Here is a 19,113-nt window from a genome sequence, read left to right on the forward strand (position 1 = left end):
TGCCCGCGAAAACTCTGTGTCAGACTTGGCAGGCCCTGGCGCTATTGACGACGGCTTGCTGGACGGCGTTCAGCTGCAATTGCTGGCGCAGGGAATTGAGCAGTTTCGGCAGCGCCGAGATTTCGGCCACCCCGCCGTAGCAGTAGTAATCCGGACGCACAACGACGGCCTTGAGTCCGGCTTCTGCCATGAACTGCAAGTACTTGCCGGAGACATCGCGATAGATGCCTTTGGCGCTGTCGGATTGTGACGCGAGGCGCACGACTTGCAGGCCGTAGTCACGAATGAACCCCAGCTGCTGCGCGTCGAGCAACGACAACGGGTCTTCGTCACCACGCACCAACAGGTGGAAACCGCGCTGAATCACATCGTCATAACGGCTGATCTGACCGTCGATTTCAATCGAACCGTGTACCCCAAGAATGCCGCGCACCGGGCTTCCCTCCTGCAACAAACCGTCAGTCAAACCGGGGAATGGTGGCAGCGGCTCAACGTTACCGCTCAAGTACGCGGCATCACGTTCGGCGGCTTTGACCGGATCGGACACGCAGACCACTTTGCCCATGGCCATGGACGCTTCGATCACTGCGCGAATCTGCGGTTTGCGTTCAAGGGTGTAGCTGTCCAGCAGGCTGTTATCGGCCAGACCGCGCAACAGCAGATCCAGGCGCCAAGACAGGTTCCAGGCATCACGAATCCCCGAGCACATGCCCTGACCCATGAACGGCGGCATCACATGGGCGGCATCACCGGCGATCATCACCCGGCCGCTGTGCCAATTGGCAGCGATGCGCGAGCGGAATTGATAGACCGCGTGGCGCACCAGATCCGCCGTTTGCGGGGTGACCCAACGCGACAGCAGCGACCAGACTTTGTCGGTGTCTTGCAGCTCTTCGAGGGTTTCGTGGGGCAGGCGCATAAATTCCCAGCGACGGAAGCCGGGGCCGCCGGGCACCATGGTCGTCGGGCGCTCCGGGTTGCACCATTGGCCGATGTCCGGGACGTCGAGTTCCACACCAGGCTTGGGTTGCAGGTCGACCACCAGCCAGTCTTCTTGGAAACCCAGGTCCTGCCACTCAATGTTCAAGGACTGACGCACAAAGCTGTTGGCGCCGTCAGCACCGATCACATAGCGAGCGCGAACACTTTGCTGTTCTTCGCCCAAAGAGAACTTACCGTCCTGACGGATCACCCTGTTGAGCAGCATGTCGCAGCCATCGGCGTCTTGCTTGAGCGCGGTGGCTTCCCAGCCCTGATGGATCTGCACGTTGTCGATGCTTTTGGCTTTGCGATCCAGCGCCGCTTCCAGCAACGGCTGATTGAACAGATAACCGAACGGCCCGTCGCTGATCGATTCTGCCGACCAGTCGATCTCGACCAGCACTTTCCAGTCGGCGTTGAACCACTGATAACGCGCCGAAGGTTGGGAGATTTTTGCCAGCTCTTCTCCCAGCCCCATCGAGAGGAAAACCCGGCGGATTTCGTGATCATGGAAAACCGCGCGCGGCAGCGGATAAAGCGCCGGCCATCGCTCGAAGACGGCGACGGAATAACCCATCTGACCCAACAGAATGGCCAGGGTCTGGCCCACAGGGCCGTAACCTGCAATGGCGACATCGACTGTGGTGTGCTGATTCATGACTGTGCCTCGTGTACTTCGCAATGATTTCCGGACGTGGCCGGGCCCGTCGCGCGTTTTAGTGGAATCGCGCGATGCAGGAAGTCAGATTCTTTAGAGAGGGCTCAGGTGGGTGCCGGAGCGTGCGCTTCAGTGTTGAAAATGAAGTTATCCGGAACGTCCGGGCCCCACAGGTACAGGGAGTTTTCCGGTGGGAAGTCGCCTGCGGGCCATTGGCTGCCTTCGGAAATGTAGTCCATGTCTGCTGAGTATTCGCAGAAGGAGCCCCACGGGTCCTGCACATAGTGGAAGTAGTTCGAGCCCAGGCAATGGCGACCTGTCCCCCAGCCTTTGGGGTATCCGGCCGCTGCCATTTGCGCGGCACCGGAGCCGACCTCGTCAATGCTGTCGACTTCCCACGCCGCGTGGTGCCAGCCCTTGGCGCTGCTCTTGGCGAAGGCCACCAGGTGATGGTCGCAGCCATGAGCGGCGTGGCTGAAGGCGATGATGTCCAGCGACTTGTCCGAGAGCTTCAGGCCCAGCGCTTGCTCGTAGAAGTGCAGGGCGCCGAGTACATCGGGTGTGAATAGCAACACGTGAGACAAGCGGCGAGGACGGACCTGGGGCAGGCCATCGCGCGTGGTTGCACCGCGACGGTTGGCTGGTGTACCGCGGGTGCTGTATGCAGTCTTCTGGTCGGGCATGGTTTTTTCGCCGACCTTGACCTGGAGCAGATTGCCGTCCGGATCGCGGAACCAGATGCCATCATCCGGACGATCTTCAAAGCGACCGCCAGCGGTTTCGATCTGCTGGCGCAGGGCCGAGAAGTCTTGTTCGTAGCAATTGAAACTCAGGTACGCCAGGGACTTGGAAGCAGCTGGCAGGATTTTGGCCCACACATGCCCGTCGGCCGCCCGCAGGAGGAGCTGGGTCGCGCCACGTTCTACATCAAGGCCGAAACTTTCAAAAAATTGGCAGGCTTCGTCCAGGGACGGGACGTTCAGCGCGTAGTGATCAATTGAATGCACACCATGGGACACGCTCATGATTGCCTCCATTTTTAATTATTGTAATTGTAGCGCGCAGGGCTTGAGGGCGGCCCTGCGCGGAGCCTCAAGCGGTATTGTCAGGCTTCGTCGACCACGGGGTTGACCAGTTTACCGATGCCCTCGATGGATACTTCGACTACGTCGCCGGCCTTCAGGTACACCTTGGGGTTCATGCCGAAACCCACGCCGGCCGGGGTGCCGCTGACAATCACGTCGCCGGCTTCGAGGGTCACCGCTTCGCTGAGGGTGGAAATGATGGTGGCTACGTCGAACAGCATGTCGTTAGTGTTGGCCGATTGTACGACCTTGCCATTGACCCGGGTTTCCAGCAGCAAGCCTTTACCACCGGCCGGTAGTTCATCAGCGGTGACCAGTACCGGACCGAAGGCGCCGGTGTCATCGAAGTTTTTGCCGACGGTCCACTGTGGCGAGATGAACTGGTAGTCACGCACCGAGCCTTCGTTGAACAGCGCATAACCGGCAACGTGCTCGAGGGCATCTTCCTTGCGGATGTGACGACCGCCGCTTTTGAGCACCACCGCCATTTCGCCTTCGTAGTCGAGGCTGTCGGAAACGCGAGGGCGAATCAGTGGTTTGTTGTGGGCGGTCAGGCTTGAGTTCCAGCGCGGGAACAGAGTTGGGTAGCTCGGTTGAGCGTAAGGCGACTCTTTGGTGTGGTCGGCGTAGTTCAAGCCCACGCAGATGATCTTGGTCGGACGCGCCATCAGCGGCAGGTAGGCGTCTTCAGCGATCTCAACCAGGGCGCCATTGGCTTCGGCACCGTGGGTGGTCAGGTCGACGCCACGGGCCAGCAGGGATTCAAGAGACTCGGCACCCAGTACGCGTACACCTTCGGCAGTGACGAGACCCAGGACAGGTTGACCTTGATTGAGGAAGCGAACGTAGCGCATGACGGTTTCTCTTGTTGGATTTGAAAAGGGTCGGGAGTGAAAGGCAGCCGACCGCGTAGTCACTAAGCTAAAACCAATAAAATATATCGTCAACAGAAAATATATATTTTTATGAATGTGAGAAATTTAGCGGTCTGTGTATGATTCGCCAGGACAAGGCGTAAAAGGAGTCAACCGTGAATTCCCCTCTGATCAACTGGCAGTCTTCAGAACCCGCTGAAAAGCGCACCATGGCCTCGCAGCTCGAAGCCAGGATTCGCCAGGACATCATCAATGGTCACTTGGCTCCGGGCAGTCGCCTTCGGCTCAAGGAATTGGCCGATGCCTACGACGTTGGGGTGATTCCTTTACGAGAAGCCTTGTCGCGCCTGGCCAGCAGTGGTTTCGTCTCGGCAGCGGATCAGAAAGGCTTCAGTGTCGGGCGAATTTCCGCCGCAGAAATCGCCGACATCACCGCAGCTCGCCTGCACATCGAATGCAAGGCCCTGGCCGATTCCATTCGTTCGGGTGACGTGGAGTGGGAGAGTAGGGTGCTTGCCGCGCATCACAGGCTTGATCGCCTGACCATCGTCGAAGGTCGCGAACGTTTGCTCAAGCCCGAGTGGGAAAATGCCCATGAGCTGTATCACCAGGCGCTGATCTCCAGCTGCAATTCGCCAACCTTGTTGCGTTTGTGCTCGTCGCTGCGTGATCAGACTGCAAGATATCGCTTTCTGTCGATGCATTACGCCGAAAGCAGTCATCGCGATGTACCCCATGAACACCGACAGTTGATGGACGCGGCGCTGGCCAAGGACGTCGACAAGGCGTGTGAATTGCTCTCTGGGCACTATCAAACCACCACTGACTCGGTACTGAAGCATGCGCTCCTGAGCGAGGTTTGATGGTTGCTCAGCAATGGTGAGCACAGGGCTTCGATCATCGCCGGGATGCGCTTTAGGTCAACTTCGCCCTGATTGAGCAGCCACTCGTACATGGAACCTGTCAGCAATGTCTTGATTGACGTCGCTATGGTTGGGATGTCCCGGCAGGGCGAGCCGTCAGCGTCTTTGAAACGCATGTTCAGAGCGGCGACTATGTAGCGCTTGATGCAGTTGAGGGCGCGCGTCAATCGGCAGTACACCAGATAATTCTCAGCAACCAGTTCCGTGCGATGCAGCAGGATCAGGGTGACCCGGTGCAAGTGCGGATCCGCGACGATTTGCTGCAAGCCATCGCCCAACGTCCTCGATAACTGCTTGACCGTCGGTGTACGCCGCAAACTGTTGAAATGCGCGGGCAATTGATCCCAAGGCAGCGGCGCACGGTGTAGGACTGCATCGAGCAGCGCTTCCTTATCTTTGAAATGCCAATAAATGGCACCTCTTGTCAGTCCGGCCTGTTCGGCGATTTCCTGGAAGGTCGCTTGAGCGTAGCCACGGCGGCTGAACACTTCTTCAGCAGCGTCGAGCATCAAGCCGAGAGTGATCTCGACGTCTTCTTTACGTTTTCTGACCATCGTCGTTTCTCATCAGTATTCACCCGCCAGCTTGGAAATCGAGGCCTTACACGCCTCCAATGCCTGGCGGAATTCTTCGGCGCGCAGCTCGAAACGTGAAGTCGGCGCAACGACGGCAACGGCGTGCGGGCCCATAAAGGTCGGGATCAGGATGCTGCAGGCGCTGATGCCAACGGTGTGTTCCTGGTTATCGACCGCAAAACCACTCTCACGGATCTGCACCATCTCTTTGAGCAGAGACTGAACACCGTGAGTCGAGTCCGTCAGCTTTTCCGGTGCATCGCCTAGCACCTCAAGAATCTGCTCATCGCTCAGGGTCGACAGCAGCGCCTTGCCATCGGCGGTGGCGTGCATCGGCATCGAACGGCCCATGGGAAACACGACGCGCAATTCGCGCTCAGCGATGACCCGGTCAATGACGTTGGTCTGCTGCCCGCTGATGCAAGAGAGGGTGACGCTTTCGTTCAATTGTTCCGACAACTCTTCCAGCGATTTGCGTGCGATCGAGATGATGTCGGTGTGAGTTTGATGGATCAGTTGGGCTAGGGCCGGGCCAAGGCGAAACCCGCTGCCGGGACGGATCGGCTCGACCATAGATTCCGATTCCAGGGCACTGACGATGCGCTGCACGGTTGACCGCGCCAGTCCGACTTCTTGGGCAATCGCTCCCAGACTCAGCCCACGCGGGTGGCTGCCGAGCACACGCATGACCGAGCAGGCGCGGGCGATGACTTGAATCCCGCCGCCGCGACTTTCGTCCATTTCATTTTTTTTTCCTTTCGACTCACTCATGCGCTTCCTCGGTACCGACGTGTCAGGGGGTGGCTGGAACAAGGCGTCAGTTTACAGGGTAGAGGGTGCTGTACCGCAATGTGGGTACTTGCACCGCATTGCGGATCGCATTACGATACACCGCATCGCATTGCGGGTCACTCGTTATGTGAGCCATCCTCTCGATCCGGACGCCAGCCGCTCGCTGCGCAGCGCCCGGTGAGTTTTCAAAGGAGCATCAAATGAACTTCAGACCCACCCGGTGCCTCGCTTGCGCGGTGCCGCTGGCTGCGTTGATCATCTCGGGCTGCCAGGAACCTCGGGAAACCGTGGCGGCAAAAGTGCCCGACGTCGGGGTCGTGACCCTCCACAGTGAAGACGTGCTGCTCAGCAGTGACTTGCCGGGGCGCACCAGCGCCTACCGTGTCGCCGAGGTTCGGCCGCAGGTCAGCGGCATCATCCAGAAGCGCCTGTTCAGTGAAGGCGGACAGGTCAAGCAAGGTCAGCAGCTGTATCAAATCGACCCTGCCAGTTATCAGGCCGCCGTCGAAAAGGCCCAAGCCAACCTCGATACCACACGCAATCTGGCCGAACGCTACAAGCGCTTGGTGGACAGCAAAGCGATCAGCCGTCAGCAATTCGATGATGCCGACGCCAGCTTCAAGCAGGCCCAGGCTGACCTGAAAATGGCTCGAATCAATCTTCAGTACACCCGCGTCCTCGCGCCGATCAGCGGGCGCATCAGTCGCTCGAATGTCACCGAAGGTGCCTTGGTCACCACGGGCCAGACCGATGCGCTGGCGTCGATCAATCAGCTCGATCCGATCTACGTCGACGTCACCCAAGCCTCCACCGAAATGCTCAAGCTGCGCCGCGACATGGCCTCGGGTCGCATGACCATGGCCGGGCCGCATCAAGTGCAGATCCAGCTCAAGCTCGAAGACGGCACTGCCTACGCGTTGCCGGGTGCTTTGAAATTTTCCGAAGTTACCGTCGACCCCGGAACCGGGGCGGTGACTATGCGCGCGGCGTTCCCGAATCCCGACGGTATTTTGCTGCCGGGCATGTTCGTCCATGCGCGCCTGACCGAGGGCCTGCGCCAGCAGGCGATTCTGGTGCCGCAGCAGGGCATCACCCGCGACCTGAAAGGACAGGCCACTGCACTGGTGGTCAACGCCGACAACAAGGCCGAACTGCGTGAAGTGAAAACGCTGCGCACCTTGGGTAACCAGTGGCTGGTCGAATCCGGCCTTGAAGCAGGTGATCGGGTGATCACCGAGGGTGTGCAACGGGCCCGGCCCGGCATGCCGATCAACCCGGTCGCGGCAAAAAATACCGACGCCAACTCCGCTGTGGTCAGCGCCACCGAGTAGCGCTAGCGCTGCACACGTTCAAGGTAATACGTATGGCTAACTTCTTTATCAATCGGCCGATTTTCGCGTGGGTGATCGCTATTGTGATCATGCTCGCCGGCGCGTTGGCGATCCTTAAACTGCCGGTCAATCAATACCCGAACATCGCTGCGCCAGCGGTGATCATCACCGTGACTTACCCGGGCGCCTCCGCGCAGACCGTGCAAGACACCGTGGTGCAGGTGATCGAACAGCAACTGAATAACCTCGACGGGTTGCGCTACATCTCGTCCGAGAGCAACAGCGATGGCAGCACCAACATTATCGTGACCTTCGATCAGGGCACCAACGCAGATATCGCTCAGGTGCAGGTGCAGAACAAACTTCAACTGGCCACACCGCTGTTGCCGCAAGAAGTGCAGAAGCAGGGGCTGCGAGTCGCCAAATATCAGGTCAATTTCATGCTGATCGTCGGGTTATATTCCGAAGACGGCTCGATGGATGACTTCGATATCGGTAACTACATCGTTTCCAACATGAAAGACCCGATCACCCGCTCCAAAGGCGTCGGCGACTTCCTGATGCTGGGCGCGCAATACGCGATGCGCATCTGGGTCGATCCACAAAAACTCAACAGCTACCAATTGACGTCCCAAGATGTCATCGATGCCGTGCAAGCGGAAAACGTACAGATTTCCTCCGGCTCGCTTGGCGGCTTGCCGACTCATAAAGGCGTGCAACTGAACGCGACGATCCTCGGCAAGTCGCGGATGAAAACCGCTGAGGAATTTCGCGAGATCCTGCTCAAGGTCAATCCGGACGGCTCGCAAGTACGTATCAAAGACGTCGCCACAGTCGGGCTGGGCGCCGAGAACTTCTCGATCTCCGGCACCTACAACGGCAAACCTGCTGCCGCGCTGGCATTGCGTCTGGCCACCGGCGCGAACCTGCTCGACACGGTCAAAGGCGTGCGTCAGACCGTAGCGGAACTGGAGCCTTATTTTCCCAAAGGTTTGAAGGTGGTGTTTCCCTATGACACCTCGCCGGTGGTGGGCGCCTCAATTCACGAAGTGGTGAAAACGCTATTCGAAGGCATCCTGCTGGTGTTCCTGGTGATGTACCTGTTCATGCAGAACATCCGCGCCACGCTGATTCCGACGCTGGCCGTGCCGGTGGTACTGCTGGGCACCTTCGGCATCCTCGCGGCCTTCGGTTTCACCATCAACAGCCTGACGATGTTTGGCATGGTGTTGGCGATCGGTCTGTTGGTGGACGATGCGATTGTGGTGGTGGAGAACGTCGAACGAGTAATGTCCGAGGACGGTTCCTCACCCAAGGAAGCAACGCGTAAATCCATGGTGCAAATTCAAGGCGCGCTGGTCGGCATTGCTTTGGTGCTCAGTGCGGTATTTGTGCCTATGGCGTTCTTTGGTGGCGCAACAGGCATTATTTATCGACAGTTTTCGGTGACGATTGTCTCGGCGATGGCCCTGTCAGTATTGGTTGCGTTGGTGTTCACCCCAGCGTTGTGCGCTACGATCCTCAAACCCATCGACGCCAATCATCATCACAAAAAAGGTTTTTTCGGCTGGTTCAACCGCATCTTTGATCGCGGTGCCGACAAGTACAAAAACGGTGTGGCGACCATCGCCAAGCGCAAAGGCCTTTTCCTGCTGATTTATCTGGCAATCGTGGCTGGCATGGCTTGGCTGTTTCCGCAGATTCCCACGGCGTTTTTGCCGGACGAAGATCAGGGCACCATGGTCGTTCAAGTGCAGATGCCGCCCAACACGAGCGCTGGCCGAACCCAAGCTGTGCTGGATGAAATTCGCAGTTATCTGATGGCGCAAGAGAGCGACGTCCTTGAGTCGGCCTACACGGTCAACGGCTTCAACTTTGCCGGGCGCGGGCAGAACTCCGGCATGTTGTTCATTGGCCTGAAACCATGGGAAGAGCGAAAGGGCGAGGACACTTCGATTTTCTCGTTCACCCAGCGTTTGCAGGCGCGCATTTCGCAGATCAAGGACGGCACTGCCATCGCCATCGTGCCGCCGGCGATCCTCGAAATGGGTAACGCCAAAGGCTTCGACATGTTCTTGCAGGATCGCACGGGACTCGGCCATGAAGCGCTGATGTCCGCGCGCAATCAGTTCCTGGAGTTGGCCGCCAAAGATCCGGTGCTGATGAATGTACGTCCCAACGGCTTGAGCGATGAGCCGCAGTATCAAGTGGTCATCGACAACGAAAAGGCACGGGCACTGCAAGTCAGTATCAGCGACATCAACAACACCATGAGTACGGCGTGGGGCTCGGCGTATGTGAACGACTTCATTGATCGGGGCAGAGTGAAAAAGGTCTACGTACAGGGTGAAATCAGTTCGCGCATTTCTCCGGAAGATTTCGAGAAATGGTACGTGCGCAATGCCCGTGGCGAGATGGTGAAGTTTTCGACGTTCGCCAGCGGATACTGGACGTTCGGCTCGCCGAAACTGGAGCGCTACAACGGGATTCCCGCCGTGGAGATCATGGGCGAACCCACGCATGGCTACAGCTCAGGGGACGCTATGCAGGCGGTTGAACGCATAGTCAAACAACTACCCGACGGCATCGGCGTTCAATTCACTGGTATTTCCTACGAGGAACGTCTGTCCGGATCGCAGGCGCCGGCGCTGTATGCGATTTCCGTTTTGATTGTGTTCTTGTGTCTGGCTGCGCTTTATGAGAGTTGGTCGGTGCCGGTCTCGGTGATCATGGTGGTGCCGCTGGGTGTCATCGGTGCGGTGTTGGCCACCTTGATGCGTGGGCTGTCTAACGACGTGTTCTTTCAGGTCGGGTTGCTAACCACAGTGGGGCTGTCGGCGAAGAACGCGATTCTAATTGTCGAGTTCGCCAAATCGTTGCACGAGGAACATGGCAAGCCGTTGGTGGAAGCTGCGGTCGAAGCCGCGCGGCTGCGTTTGCGCCCGATTATCATGACCTCGCTGGCTTTCATGCTCGGTGTGTTGCCGTTGGCGATTTCCAATGGCGCTGGCGCCGGCAGCCAGCATTCCATCGGTACCGGGGTGATCGGCGGGATGATCACAGCGACGTTCCTGGCGATTTTCTTCGTGCCAATGTTTTACGTGGTGATCTGCCGTTTGTTCGCGAAAAAAACCACGACTCGGACGGTGCAGATCGCGGAGGAGCAGGCATGAAAAATCTCGCTTTGAATACCACGCTCGCGTTGATTCTCACGAGTGCGGCGGGATGTTCTTTGATCCCGCAATATCAGCGTCCGCAGGCGCCGGTGGAGGACACGTGGCCAGCACCAGTGGATGCGTCGGCGACGGGCGCCGAGCGGGTGACCTGGCAAGCGTTTTTCCACGATGAGCCGTTGCGCCAGTTGATTGGCAAGGCCCTGGAAAACAATCGTGATCTGCAGGTGGCAACGCTGAATATTGAAAAGGCCAGAGCCGAGTACCGGATTGCCCGCTCGGATCTGCTGCCGTCCATTGAGGCGTCGGGCTCGGGCACGGCTGCGCGCTTGCCGGGTGATGTTGCGCCCAGCGGGGCGACTGGCACGACCCATCAATACAGCGTCGGCGTCGGTTTCACCGCCTATGAGTTGGATCTGTTTGGGCGCGTTGGCAGTCTTGATCAGCAAGCGCTGGAAAGCTACTTTGGTACGTTCGAAGCGCGGCGCAGTGTCAGGCTGACGCTGATTGCTGAAGTCGCCTCTTCGTACTACCAATTGCAAGCCGATCAGCAGTTGCTAGCGATTGCCCGTCAGACGTTGACCAGCCAGCGTGATAGCTACGAATTGGTGCGCAATCGCTACGGTCTGGACGTCGCCACCGAACTGGATCTGAGCCAGGCCGAAAGCACCGTGCGTATCGCCGAAGCCAGTGAAACACGTTACAGCCGCGCGGTTGAACAGGACAAAATTGCCTTGGTACTGCTGGTGGGCAAGCCATTACCCGCCGAATCTTTTAAGGCGATTGAACTGGACGCATTAAGCGTTGAGGAAACCCTGCAGCCCGGTTTGCCTTCGGCGCTATTGGTTTATCGCCCGGATATTCTCGCGGCAGAGCACGCCTTGAAAGCGGCTAATGCCAATATCGGTGCAGCACGGGCGGCGTTTTTTCCGAGCATCAGCCTGACTGCATCAGCAGGGTCGGCTAGTTCCGATCTCGGCCAGTTGTTTGCCGGAGGGCAGGGGGCATGGAGCTTCATCCCATCGTTCAACCTGCCGATTTTCAACTGGGGACGTAATCAGGCAAATCTTGACGTCGCCGAGGTGAATGCATCCATTGAAGTCACCAACTACCAGAAAGCGATTCAGGTTGCATTCCGTGAAGTGTCCGACGCTCTGGTGGCCCGAGCATCACTGGACACACAGTTGAAGGCCGAAAGTCAGCTGGTTGGGGCTAATCAGCGAAGTTATCGATTGGCGGAAAAGCGTTATGAGGAAGGCGTAGATACCTATCTCAATACTTTGGATGCTCAGCGCAACTTTTATAGTGCTCAGCAGACGTTAGTGCAGACCAAACTATCGCGCCTCAACAATCTTATTGCACTGTACAAGGCACTCGGTGGTGGTGAGGTCGTGGGGAGTCAGACACTTTAGGCTCTGATCAAAAATTCCTGATCCTCCCTTGGCCCATGGAGTTGTTTTGTCATGGGCCTTTTTTTGTCTGATTTCCACATTATCGTTTTCAGGCGCGTATGGATTGAATCACAGTTCTTTCTGGAACGTTTGATTATGGCTTTTTACGGAAAGCCGCGGTCACCTGCGAACGTCCGCTTCCGATCGCTGCCCGTTGCCACCGGCAGAAAACAACTTGAAGCCTATAGACTCGCAAGAATAGTTCTTCTACCCAGTGATGCACAGGAATGAAATAGAAATGAATCGGATAGCCAGGAACATGGTTGAGTCGACTGATGTAAATCAACTTCCGCTTTAGTCACGATTCAATGGCTTTCTGAACTGCTGCAAGCAGGCCATCCAATTCTGCCAAGGCGCATCCGGGAAGATCCGCCAGCGACTCAGTGTGAGTCCGCGAACCCAGCATCAAATAACTAAGTAGCGCGATGATATATGTGATTGAGTATCCAATGATCGGTTTCAGTGCAACTTCCATATACGTTGGTGTCCTTCATGGGATAGAGCTTCGGCATGGCGTAATTCCTTTTGCAGAGATGTCAGTGGTATCGACCGTGCCTCAAGTGTTGGCAAGTGACAAGGCCGTACAAAAGGAGTTTCGAATCTAAACGGACCGACTCAATCCAGACGGCGACATGCATACGCGTGGGTCTTATAGGGAAACTCGATAGTTTCGCGCCCGCGTAGCGCCGGGTGGGTCTGAATCAAATTCATCAGTTGTTCCGCCACCCTGTCTTTCTCTTCAGCAGGGAGCGCGGCGATGAAGCTGACTGAGAGAAATCGATCAAGGATCACAGACTTGGCGCTGCCTGAATGGGTGTAATTGAAACAGGTCAATGCGAGCTCCGAGAAACGGCCGTTGTTGAACGGTCGGCGCCAGTCACCGGTATGAAAGCGTGGAGTATCGCCTTCGTAAGGCGTGATGATTTCAGTGATGGCGGCCACCCAGTCGACTGACTCGTCGCGCACATTCCAGATCAGCCCGAGCCGGCCGCCCGGCTTGAGTACACGGTGAATCTCACTGAGCGCCGTTTCATTCGCGAACCAGTGAAACGCCTGAGCGCAAATAAGCGCCTGCGCCGTTCCGTCCTCAAGAGGAATCGATTCGGCCATTCCGTCCACAATTCTGGTGCTCGGTAAATGCTTGGAAAACTCGACACGCATGGCCGCGACCGGTTCGACGGCAATCACATCAACACCCATTGAATCCATCAAACGCGTGAGCTTGCCGGTTTCGGCGCCTAAATCGATAACCGCCAATCCAGGGCTAATGTTCAGCGCGTCTCTAAACCATGTCTGTATTTCGCGGGGATAGTCCGGGCGCCCCTGCGTGTAGGTTTTGGCTTCTGTTGAGAAACCAGCCTCAGCAGCTTTATGAACAATTGCCATTTGCAGCGACCCTCCGGGTGAATGATCAGTACACGCATTATGCGGCGTGTTGATCATCCCCACACTCCGTCCATCCTTTCACTTGCCATTTATCTCAACTGCTGTTGATATAAATCACGACTGGACGTAGGCTCCTGAAAAGCCGGATCCGTAACGTCGTCGACCTAAAGCTCCAGCGCGTGTGCCATTACAATAATAAGGACACAAGAGATGAAACGTTGGTCAGTACTTGTTGGGTGTTTTCTCGGAATGAGCATCGCGTCGCCGGCCATTCTGCTGATTCCGCTGGGCCTGTTCATGAAGGCGGTGACCGCCGAGTTCGCTTGGTCGCGTACCGATTTTGCGATCATCATTTCTGTCGCGTCGATCTGCAACGCTCTGGTGATGCCGCTGGCTGGCTTTCTCGTTGACCGCTTTGGCGCGCGCCGTGTCGCGTTGGTCGGTACGGTGTTGGGATGCGGCAGCTACATGTGCCTGTCGCTCATTCACTCGTTCCCCGCGTTCGTTGCAATCACGGCGATGAGTGTGGCGTTCGGCAATCTGGCGAGTTATCCGGCCTTCCTGTTTTTGACCCAGCGCTGGTTCGATAAACACTTGGGATTGGCCTTTGCAATCACGTCGTCAGGCCTTGCGGTCGGCACCGGCGCATTCTCGTATCTGATTTCGCAGAACATCGCTTTGAAAGGCTGGCGCGAGGCGTTTCTGGTAGCCGGGGCTACTGCGCTGGCGATTGGTCTGGTCAATCTCGCGGTGTTTGTCCGTGACAACAAGGGGCCGATTCCGGAGTCTGAGCGCCGTGCTGAAAAAAGCCAGTTGGAGGTGATCGGCATGACGTTGCAGGAGGCCATGGCTACCCGTGATTTCTGGCTGTATTCGCTGGCCTTTGTACTGGTGCTGTTTGGCGTCGTGGGGGCCAGCGTGCACTTGCCGGCAATGCTCTCGGATTGGGGCGCATCCGCCAATCAGATCGCCGGCATTGTCGCGGCGGGTTCTGCCGGGTCGTTGTTCGGGCGACTGTTTGGCGGTGCCTTGCTCGATCATCTGCACACCCGAACCGTCGCGGGGATTTTCCTCACCTGCCAGTTAGTTGGCTTTCTGATGTTGCTGGACGGTCTGCACTGGGCGCTGGCGGCCAGTTTCCTGATTGGCGCGACCCAGGGTGCCGAGATCGACATTCTCGGTTATCTGATTTCCCGCCGCTTTGGCAAATTGGCGTATGCGCGGATCTTTGGCAGCGCCTTTTCGGTGACCCTGCTGGGCGCCATTGTCGGCCCGTTCGTGTTGGGCATGGTGTTCGATAAAAGCGGCTCGTACCGCACAGCCCTGATGCTGTTTCCGATACTCCCGGTCGCGGCGTTTGGATTGTTGTGCCTGTCTGCCAAATCGCCCGATCAATCGCAGCGTGTGATCGCGCCTGAAGCCACCTAGTAAAAATAAGCAATACGGCCACCGTGCGTGCCTGCGCCGTGGCCGGCTATAACGCTAATGACTACCGAAAATAAGAATAAAAGGAAATTGTATGCGGCCCCATCAAAACGGGACGAACCGAATCCGTAAGCATGCGCCTGAATTTGTCCGCGTGACGCTGGCGGCACTGTTGGCAATCTGGGCGGCTCACTCGCTGAATGCCCGTGCTGAAACAAACCCGACGCCGCAGAACGTTGTGGGTCAGGTTGCCCCGGAATTGAAGCAACCGGCTAAAAGTCTTGATCAGGCGGCTACAAAAAAAGCCTTGCCCGACAGCCAACTACTGGGCCACATCATCGAACGCAAAAAGCAGTTCGCGAAGATCGATGCACTGGTTGAACACGGACAATTGACCGAGCTGCCGCCACCGTCGGAAAGCATCCTCGGTGACGCCGGCGGCTTTCGCAGTGATCTCGCTGATTACGGCATCGGTTTCAACATGTTGAACATGACCACCTTCGCCAATAACTACCTCGATCACGACCGTCACAAACCGCAGGCTTATGGCGGTGAGCGCCCGACCTATTCGTCAAATCTGCTGGTCGGATTTACTTACGATCTGGGGCGGGTCGGCCTCGACAATGGGCAGTTTATTTTTGGAGTGGGCAGCTATTACTCCAGCTGGGATGAAGTGAATCCGTCGTCAAAGTTCAGCTACACGCGCATCGCCTACTACCAGAGCCTGTGGGATAAAACCGTCGAATTCAAAATCGGCGTGCTGCCCAATGACCTGGAATTTATTGGTCCGTTTACCGGTGGCACCTTGGTGGGCGGCACTCAGGGTCTACAAGCGGTGATCCCGTTTCAAGTGGGGTTGAGCCACGCGCCGGTGTCCAGCCCGGCAGCCAACGTCACGCTGAATTACGGCGACTTCTATAACAAATTCGGCGTTCAACGCTCTATCAGTCCTGACGGCATGGGGCCGGAGATCGACCGTCATGCCGGTGAGCTCGACTTGCACGTTGATCACGCCGGCGCGCTGTACATCGATGAGCTCGGCTACAAACGCGCCTCTGCGCCGGGCACACCGTACGCATGGCTGCGAGCCGGCTACATCCATAACGCGTCCGAATACACGCAGTTCCTCAGCAATGATCGCAGTGATGACAACTACGCCGGCTACGTGCTGGGCGACTACCAGTTTTACCAATTCGACAGCGCCATCGCTTCCCGTGGCTTGTATGCCGGGTTTACCTGGATGACCGCGCCTGAAGATCGCAACCTGTTTGACCTTTATTACGGCTTGCGCGTGTTTGCCAAAGGGCCGTTGGACTCGCGTCCATTCGACATGGTGATGCTGGAGTACGGCTACACCAGCTACAGCGACGACGCCAACAAAAAGCTCGATACGCTGCATGTGTCCAATGCCGACGACTCGAAATCGACAACGCTCGCTTACAACATGCGCGTTGCCGCCGGCACTTATGTACGCGCGGGGCTGAGTTACGTCGAACATCCGGCGTTCAGTCCGGACGTCAAAGACGCCCTCAACCTGCAAGCCAGTTTCACGCTGTTTTTCTAAAGCTTGATTGACCAATGAATTAATTGCCCCCGGTGAGTACCGGCGCCAGACAAGGGAGTCTCTCCATGAGCGATACGCAAAAAATCTACACACCGTCGACGCCACTGCCACCTGCTCGAACCGGCTTGTTGACCGCTTTCGAGCCGGGCACGCGGACGCTGGAAAAAGGCTTTCAAATCGCCCCGCAGTTTCGCCCGATCCCCGTCGACATCGTGTTCGAGAAGGACGTCGCGGTGCAGTTGCGCGATGGTGTGACGATTTACGTCGACGTGTTCCGCCCGGCCGGCAGCGAAAAGGTGCCGGTGATTATTGCGTGGAGTCCTTACGGCAAAGGGCAGGGCACCTCTGTCAGTGTGATGGGCGTGTTTGGTCTGGTCGGTTTGAACAACAATGTCGTGTCGGGGCTGGCCAAGTTCGAAGCGCCGGATCCTGCGTATTGGTGCGCCAACGGTTACGCGATCTGCAACCCGGACATTCGCGGCTGCGTTGATTCCGAAGGCAACAGCGTGCTTTGGGATCGTCAGGACGGTCGCGATTGCCACGACCTGATTAACTGGCTCGCGGAGCAGTCATGGTGCAGCGGCAATGTCGGCATGAGCGGCACCTCGTACCTGGCCGTTTCGCAATGGTTTGCTGCTGCCGAGCAGCCTGCGGCGCTGAAAGCGATCAACCCGTGGGAAGGCGTCAGTGACGTGTACCGCGACCTGGTGCTGCGTGGCGGCATGCCCGATCTCGCCTTCGCCGGGCTGTTGCAGAACGGCAGTTTCTTCGGCAAGAACAACAAGGAAGACATCCTTGCTGAAGCCGCGCGCTACCCGCTAATGAACGAACTTTGGGAAAACAAGATTCCAGAGTTCGAACGCATCAATGTGCCGGCTTACATTGTCGCCAGCTATTCCAACACATTGCACACCGCCGGTACGTTCCGCGGGTGGCGACGAATTGCTTCGCAGGACAAATGGCTACGCATCCACAACACTCAAGAGTGGCCGGATTACTACGACGAATCGAACGTCGAAGACTTGCGGCACTTCTTTGACCGCTACCTCAAAGGCCAGGCTAACGACTGGGAATCCACCCCGCGCGTGCGTTACGCCGTGCACGACTTCGAAGGCGGCGACCAGGTTAACGTCGCGGCTGAAGAGTTTCCGCCACAAGGCGCGGTATCGACCAAGTTCTACCTTGACGGTCGCTCGCGCACGCTGACCTCCGACGCACCGGCGGCCGATGTCGCGGTGACCTATGATGTTGCCAACAACCCGAATGCGGTCTCGTTTATCACCCGTTTCGATCAGGTCACCGAGCTGGTCGGCTACCCCAAAGCGCACCTTTGGGTAGAAGCCAAAGGCGCCGACGACATGGATTTGTTTGTGCTGGTGCAGAAACTCGATGCCTATGGCACACCGCTGCAGCAGTTCACCACGCCTAATCACAGCGCGATGATTCACGATCTCACCGATCACGGCGCGACCATTCTTCGCTACAAAGGCTCGGACGGCCGCTTGCGTGTCTCCGCGCGGCATCTGGACAAAGCGCTTTCAAGCGTAGACGTGCCGGCCCACAGCTTTGATCGCGTTGAAAAACTCGCTCCGGGCGAGATCGTCGATGTCGAGATCGACCTGCTGCCGCTCGGCATCAAGTTCTACCCCGGCGAACAGCTGCGTTTCGTCATCAGCTCGCGCAACTTGATGGGAACGATGATGCCGGGTATCGGTGAATACACCGGCGCCAACAGCGGCGAACACGTGATCCACACGGGTGGTGAACACGCCTCTTACCTGCAACTCCCCGTCAAACTTAGCTGATCCTGGTGTGCGCCGTGCTCTTCAAAGGGCAGGGCGCACTTCACCTGTGGCGTTGAAAACTCTCTATCGATCGCGCCATGGATTCCTTTCAGGAGATAAATCCATTGATCCTTATCACCTCGGCCAACGGTAACCAGGGCAAACGGCTGGTGCCCAAACTGCTTGCGTCCGGCCATCAAATACGGGCTTGCGTCAGAACCGAATCCTCCGCCGAGCAACTGCACAAGCTCGGCGTACACCAAGTGCGGATAGGCGATCTCGCCGATCCGGCGTTTATTGCCCAAGCCATGAAGGGCGTCAAAAGCGTGTACCACATCGGCCCGACGCTGCATCACGACGAATGCGCGATGGGCTTCGCCATGATTGATGCCGCCAGAGCAGAGGGCGTCGAGCATTTCGTGTTCAGTTCTGTGCTGCACGCCATCGCCAGCGACTTGATCCAGCATGAAATCAAGCGCGACATTGAAGAACACCTGCTGTCCTCAGGACTCGAATACACCATTTTGCAACCCGCCAATTACATGCTACCAACACGATTGAAAGCGGTGTTCGAGGAGGGCGTGTTCCGCTTGGCGTGGTCGCTGGACAGACGCCAGTCGATGGTTGATCTGGAGGACTTTACCGACGTGGTTGCGTTGGTGTTGTCTGATCGCAAACGTCACGGCGGGGCCACCTACGAGCTGGTCGGCCCCGGACGGTTCACTGCGCACGAGATTGGCGCGGTTGCTTCGCAAGTGGTGGGGCGCGAGATCAAGGTCGAGCGCTTCGATGTCGAGGTGTTTGTCCGCGAACGTTTCGGCAATCTGGAGCCCGAAGCGCTTCAACATATGTTGCGGATGAATCTGGCGATCGCCAGGCATTACAGTAACCACGACTTTGTCGGTAATTCCAATGTGCTGGCCTTTCTATTGGGCCGCGCGCCGACGGCGTTCGAAACGTTTGTCCGCAGGGAATATGCGCACTTCAAGGAAGCCAAGAAAACCCTTTCTGATTAAGGCGCTCCCTGCCAACCCGCGATACATTGTAGGAGCTGCGGCACGCTGCGATCTTTTGATTCTGATCTTAAAAACACAGATCAAAAGATCGCAG

The 19,113-nt window shown here is 57.4% G+C and carries 15 protein-coding genes; 8 read left to right on the forward strand and 7 right to left on the reverse strand.

Annotation, left to right across the window (positions count from 1 at the left end):
* Positions 1-19: 19 nt before the first annotated feature.
* The 3 genes from QMX93_RS15725 to QMX93_RS15735 form a co-directional block, all read right to left on the reverse strand.
* Positions 20-1,639, reverse strand: coding sequence for a bifunctional 3-(3-hydroxy-phenyl)propionate/3-hydroxycinnamic acid hydroxylase (locus QMX93_RS15725; RefSeq protein ID WP_282356919.1), 1,620 nt, complete (start codon positions 1,637-1,639; stop codon positions 20-22).
* A gap of 104 nt (positions 1,640-1,743) precedes the next feature.
* Positions 1,744-2,664, reverse strand: coding sequence for a VOC family protein (locus QMX93_RS15730; RefSeq protein WP_282356920.1), 921 nt, complete (start codon positions 2,662-2,664; stop codon positions 1,744-1,746).
* An 80-nt stretch (positions 2,665-2,744) separates the two neighbouring features.
* Entirely contained in the window at positions 2,745-3,578 is an 834-nt protein-coding gene (locus tag QMX93_RS15735; RefSeq protein WP_282356921.1) for a fumarylacetoacetate hydrolase family protein, read from the reverse strand.
* A gap of 176 nt (positions 3,579-3,754) precedes the next feature.
* Between QMX93_RS15735 and QMX93_RS15740 the strand changes: the two genes are divergently transcribed.
* Positions 3,755-4,462, forward strand: coding sequence for a GntR family transcriptional regulator (locus QMX93_RS15740; protein WP_282356922.1), 708 nt, complete (start codon positions 3,755-3,757; stop codon positions 4,460-4,462).
* Here the strand turns inward: QMX93_RS15740 and QMX93_RS15745 are convergent.
* Both QMX93_RS15745 and QMX93_RS15750 read right to left on the reverse strand, forming a co-directional pair.
* Positions 4,411-5,076: a TetR family transcriptional regulator gene (locus tag QMX93_RS15745; protein WP_282356923.1), complete on the reverse strand. Its 666-nt coding sequence runs from the start codon at positions 5,074-5,076 to the stop codon at positions 4,411-4,413. The two genes, QMX93_RS15740 and QMX93_RS15745, sit on opposite strands and share 52 nt — an antisense overlap.
* A 12-nt stretch (positions 5,077-5,088) precedes the next feature.
* Entirely contained in the window at positions 5,089-5,838 is a 750-nt protein-coding gene (locus QMX93_RS15750) for an IclR family transcriptional regulator (RefSeq protein WP_282356924.1), read from the reverse strand.
* A 251-nt stretch (positions 5,839-6,089) separates the two neighbouring features.
* Between QMX93_RS15750 and QMX93_RS15755 the strand changes: the two genes are divergently transcribed.
* The 3 genes from QMX93_RS15755 to QMX93_RS15765 are packed head-to-tail and all read left to right on the forward strand — an operon-like array spanning position 6,090 to position 11,805.
* Positions 6,090-7,220, forward strand: coding sequence for an efflux RND transporter periplasmic adaptor subunit (locus tag QMX93_RS15755; RefSeq protein ID WP_282356925.1), 1,131 nt, complete (start codon positions 6,090-6,092; stop codon positions 7,218-7,220).
* A 32-nt stretch (positions 7,221-7,252) separates the two neighbouring features.
* The gene (locus QMX93_RS15760) at positions 7,253-10,393 is read left to right on the forward strand and encodes an efflux RND transporter permease subunit (protein ID WP_282356926.1); all 3,141 of its coding nucleotides are present in this window, start codon (positions 7,253-7,255) and stop codon (positions 10,391-10,393) included.
* A complete protein-coding gene (locus QMX93_RS15765) occupies positions 10,390-11,805 on the forward strand; it encodes an efflux transporter outer membrane subunit (protein ID WP_282356928.1) in 1,416 nt (471 codons plus the stop codon). The genes QMX93_RS15760 and QMX93_RS15765 overlap by 4 nt, the downstream gene beginning before the upstream one ends.
* A 337-nt stretch (positions 11,806-12,142) precedes the next feature.
* On the opposite strand, the gene QMX93_RS15770 is transcribed toward QMX93_RS15765, so the two are convergent.
* Both QMX93_RS15770 and QMX93_RS15775 read right to left on the reverse strand, forming a co-directional pair.
* On the reverse strand, positions 12,143-12,319 hold the full coding sequence (locus tag QMX93_RS15770; RefSeq protein WP_282356929.1) for a hypothetical protein: 177 nt from the start codon (positions 12,317-12,319) through the stop codon (positions 12,143-12,145).
* 140 nt (positions 12,320-12,459) lie between these two features.
* Complete coding sequence (locus QMX93_RS15775; RefSeq protein WP_282356939.1) at positions 12,460-13,230, reverse strand: class I SAM-dependent methyltransferase; 771 nt, start codon at positions 13,228-13,230, stop codon at positions 12,460-12,462.
* A 210-nt stretch (positions 13,231-13,440) separates the two neighbouring features.
* Here QMX93_RS15775 and QMX93_RS15780 point away from each other — a divergent pair, with 210 nt between their 5' ends.
* The 4 genes from QMX93_RS15780 (at position 13,441) to QMX93_RS15795 (ending at position 19,019) form a co-directional block, all read left to right on the forward strand.
* On the forward strand, positions 13,441-14,658 hold the full coding sequence (locus tag QMX93_RS15780; protein WP_282356931.1) for an MFS transporter: 1,218 nt from the start codon (positions 13,441-13,443) through the stop codon (positions 14,656-14,658).
* A 91-nt stretch (positions 14,659-14,749) separates the two neighbouring features.
* The gene (locus QMX93_RS15785; protein ID WP_282356933.1) at positions 14,750-16,219 is read left to right on the forward strand and encodes a carbohydrate porin; all 1,470 of its coding nucleotides are present in this window, start codon (positions 14,750-14,752) and stop codon (positions 16,217-16,219) included.
* A 65-nt stretch (positions 16,220-16,284) separates the two neighbouring features.
* The gene (locus tag QMX93_RS15790) at positions 16,285-18,024 is read left to right on the forward strand and encodes a CocE/NonD family hydrolase (RefSeq protein WP_282356935.1); all 1,740 of its coding nucleotides are present in this window, start codon (positions 16,285-16,287) and stop codon (positions 18,022-18,024) included.
* 104 nt (positions 18,025-18,128) lie between these two features.
* On the forward strand, positions 18,129-19,019 hold the full coding sequence (locus tag QMX93_RS15795; RefSeq protein ID WP_282356937.1) for an NmrA family NAD(P)-binding protein: 891 nt from the start codon (positions 18,129-18,131) through the stop codon (positions 19,017-19,019).
* Positions 19,020-19,113: the final 94 nt, after the last annotated feature.

The sequence above is a fragment of the Pseudomonas sp. PS01303 genome (genome assembly GCF_029959385.1).
GTDB lineage: Bacteria > Pseudomonadota > Gammaproteobacteria > Pseudomonadales > Pseudomonadaceae > Aquipseudomonas > Aquipseudomonas rustica.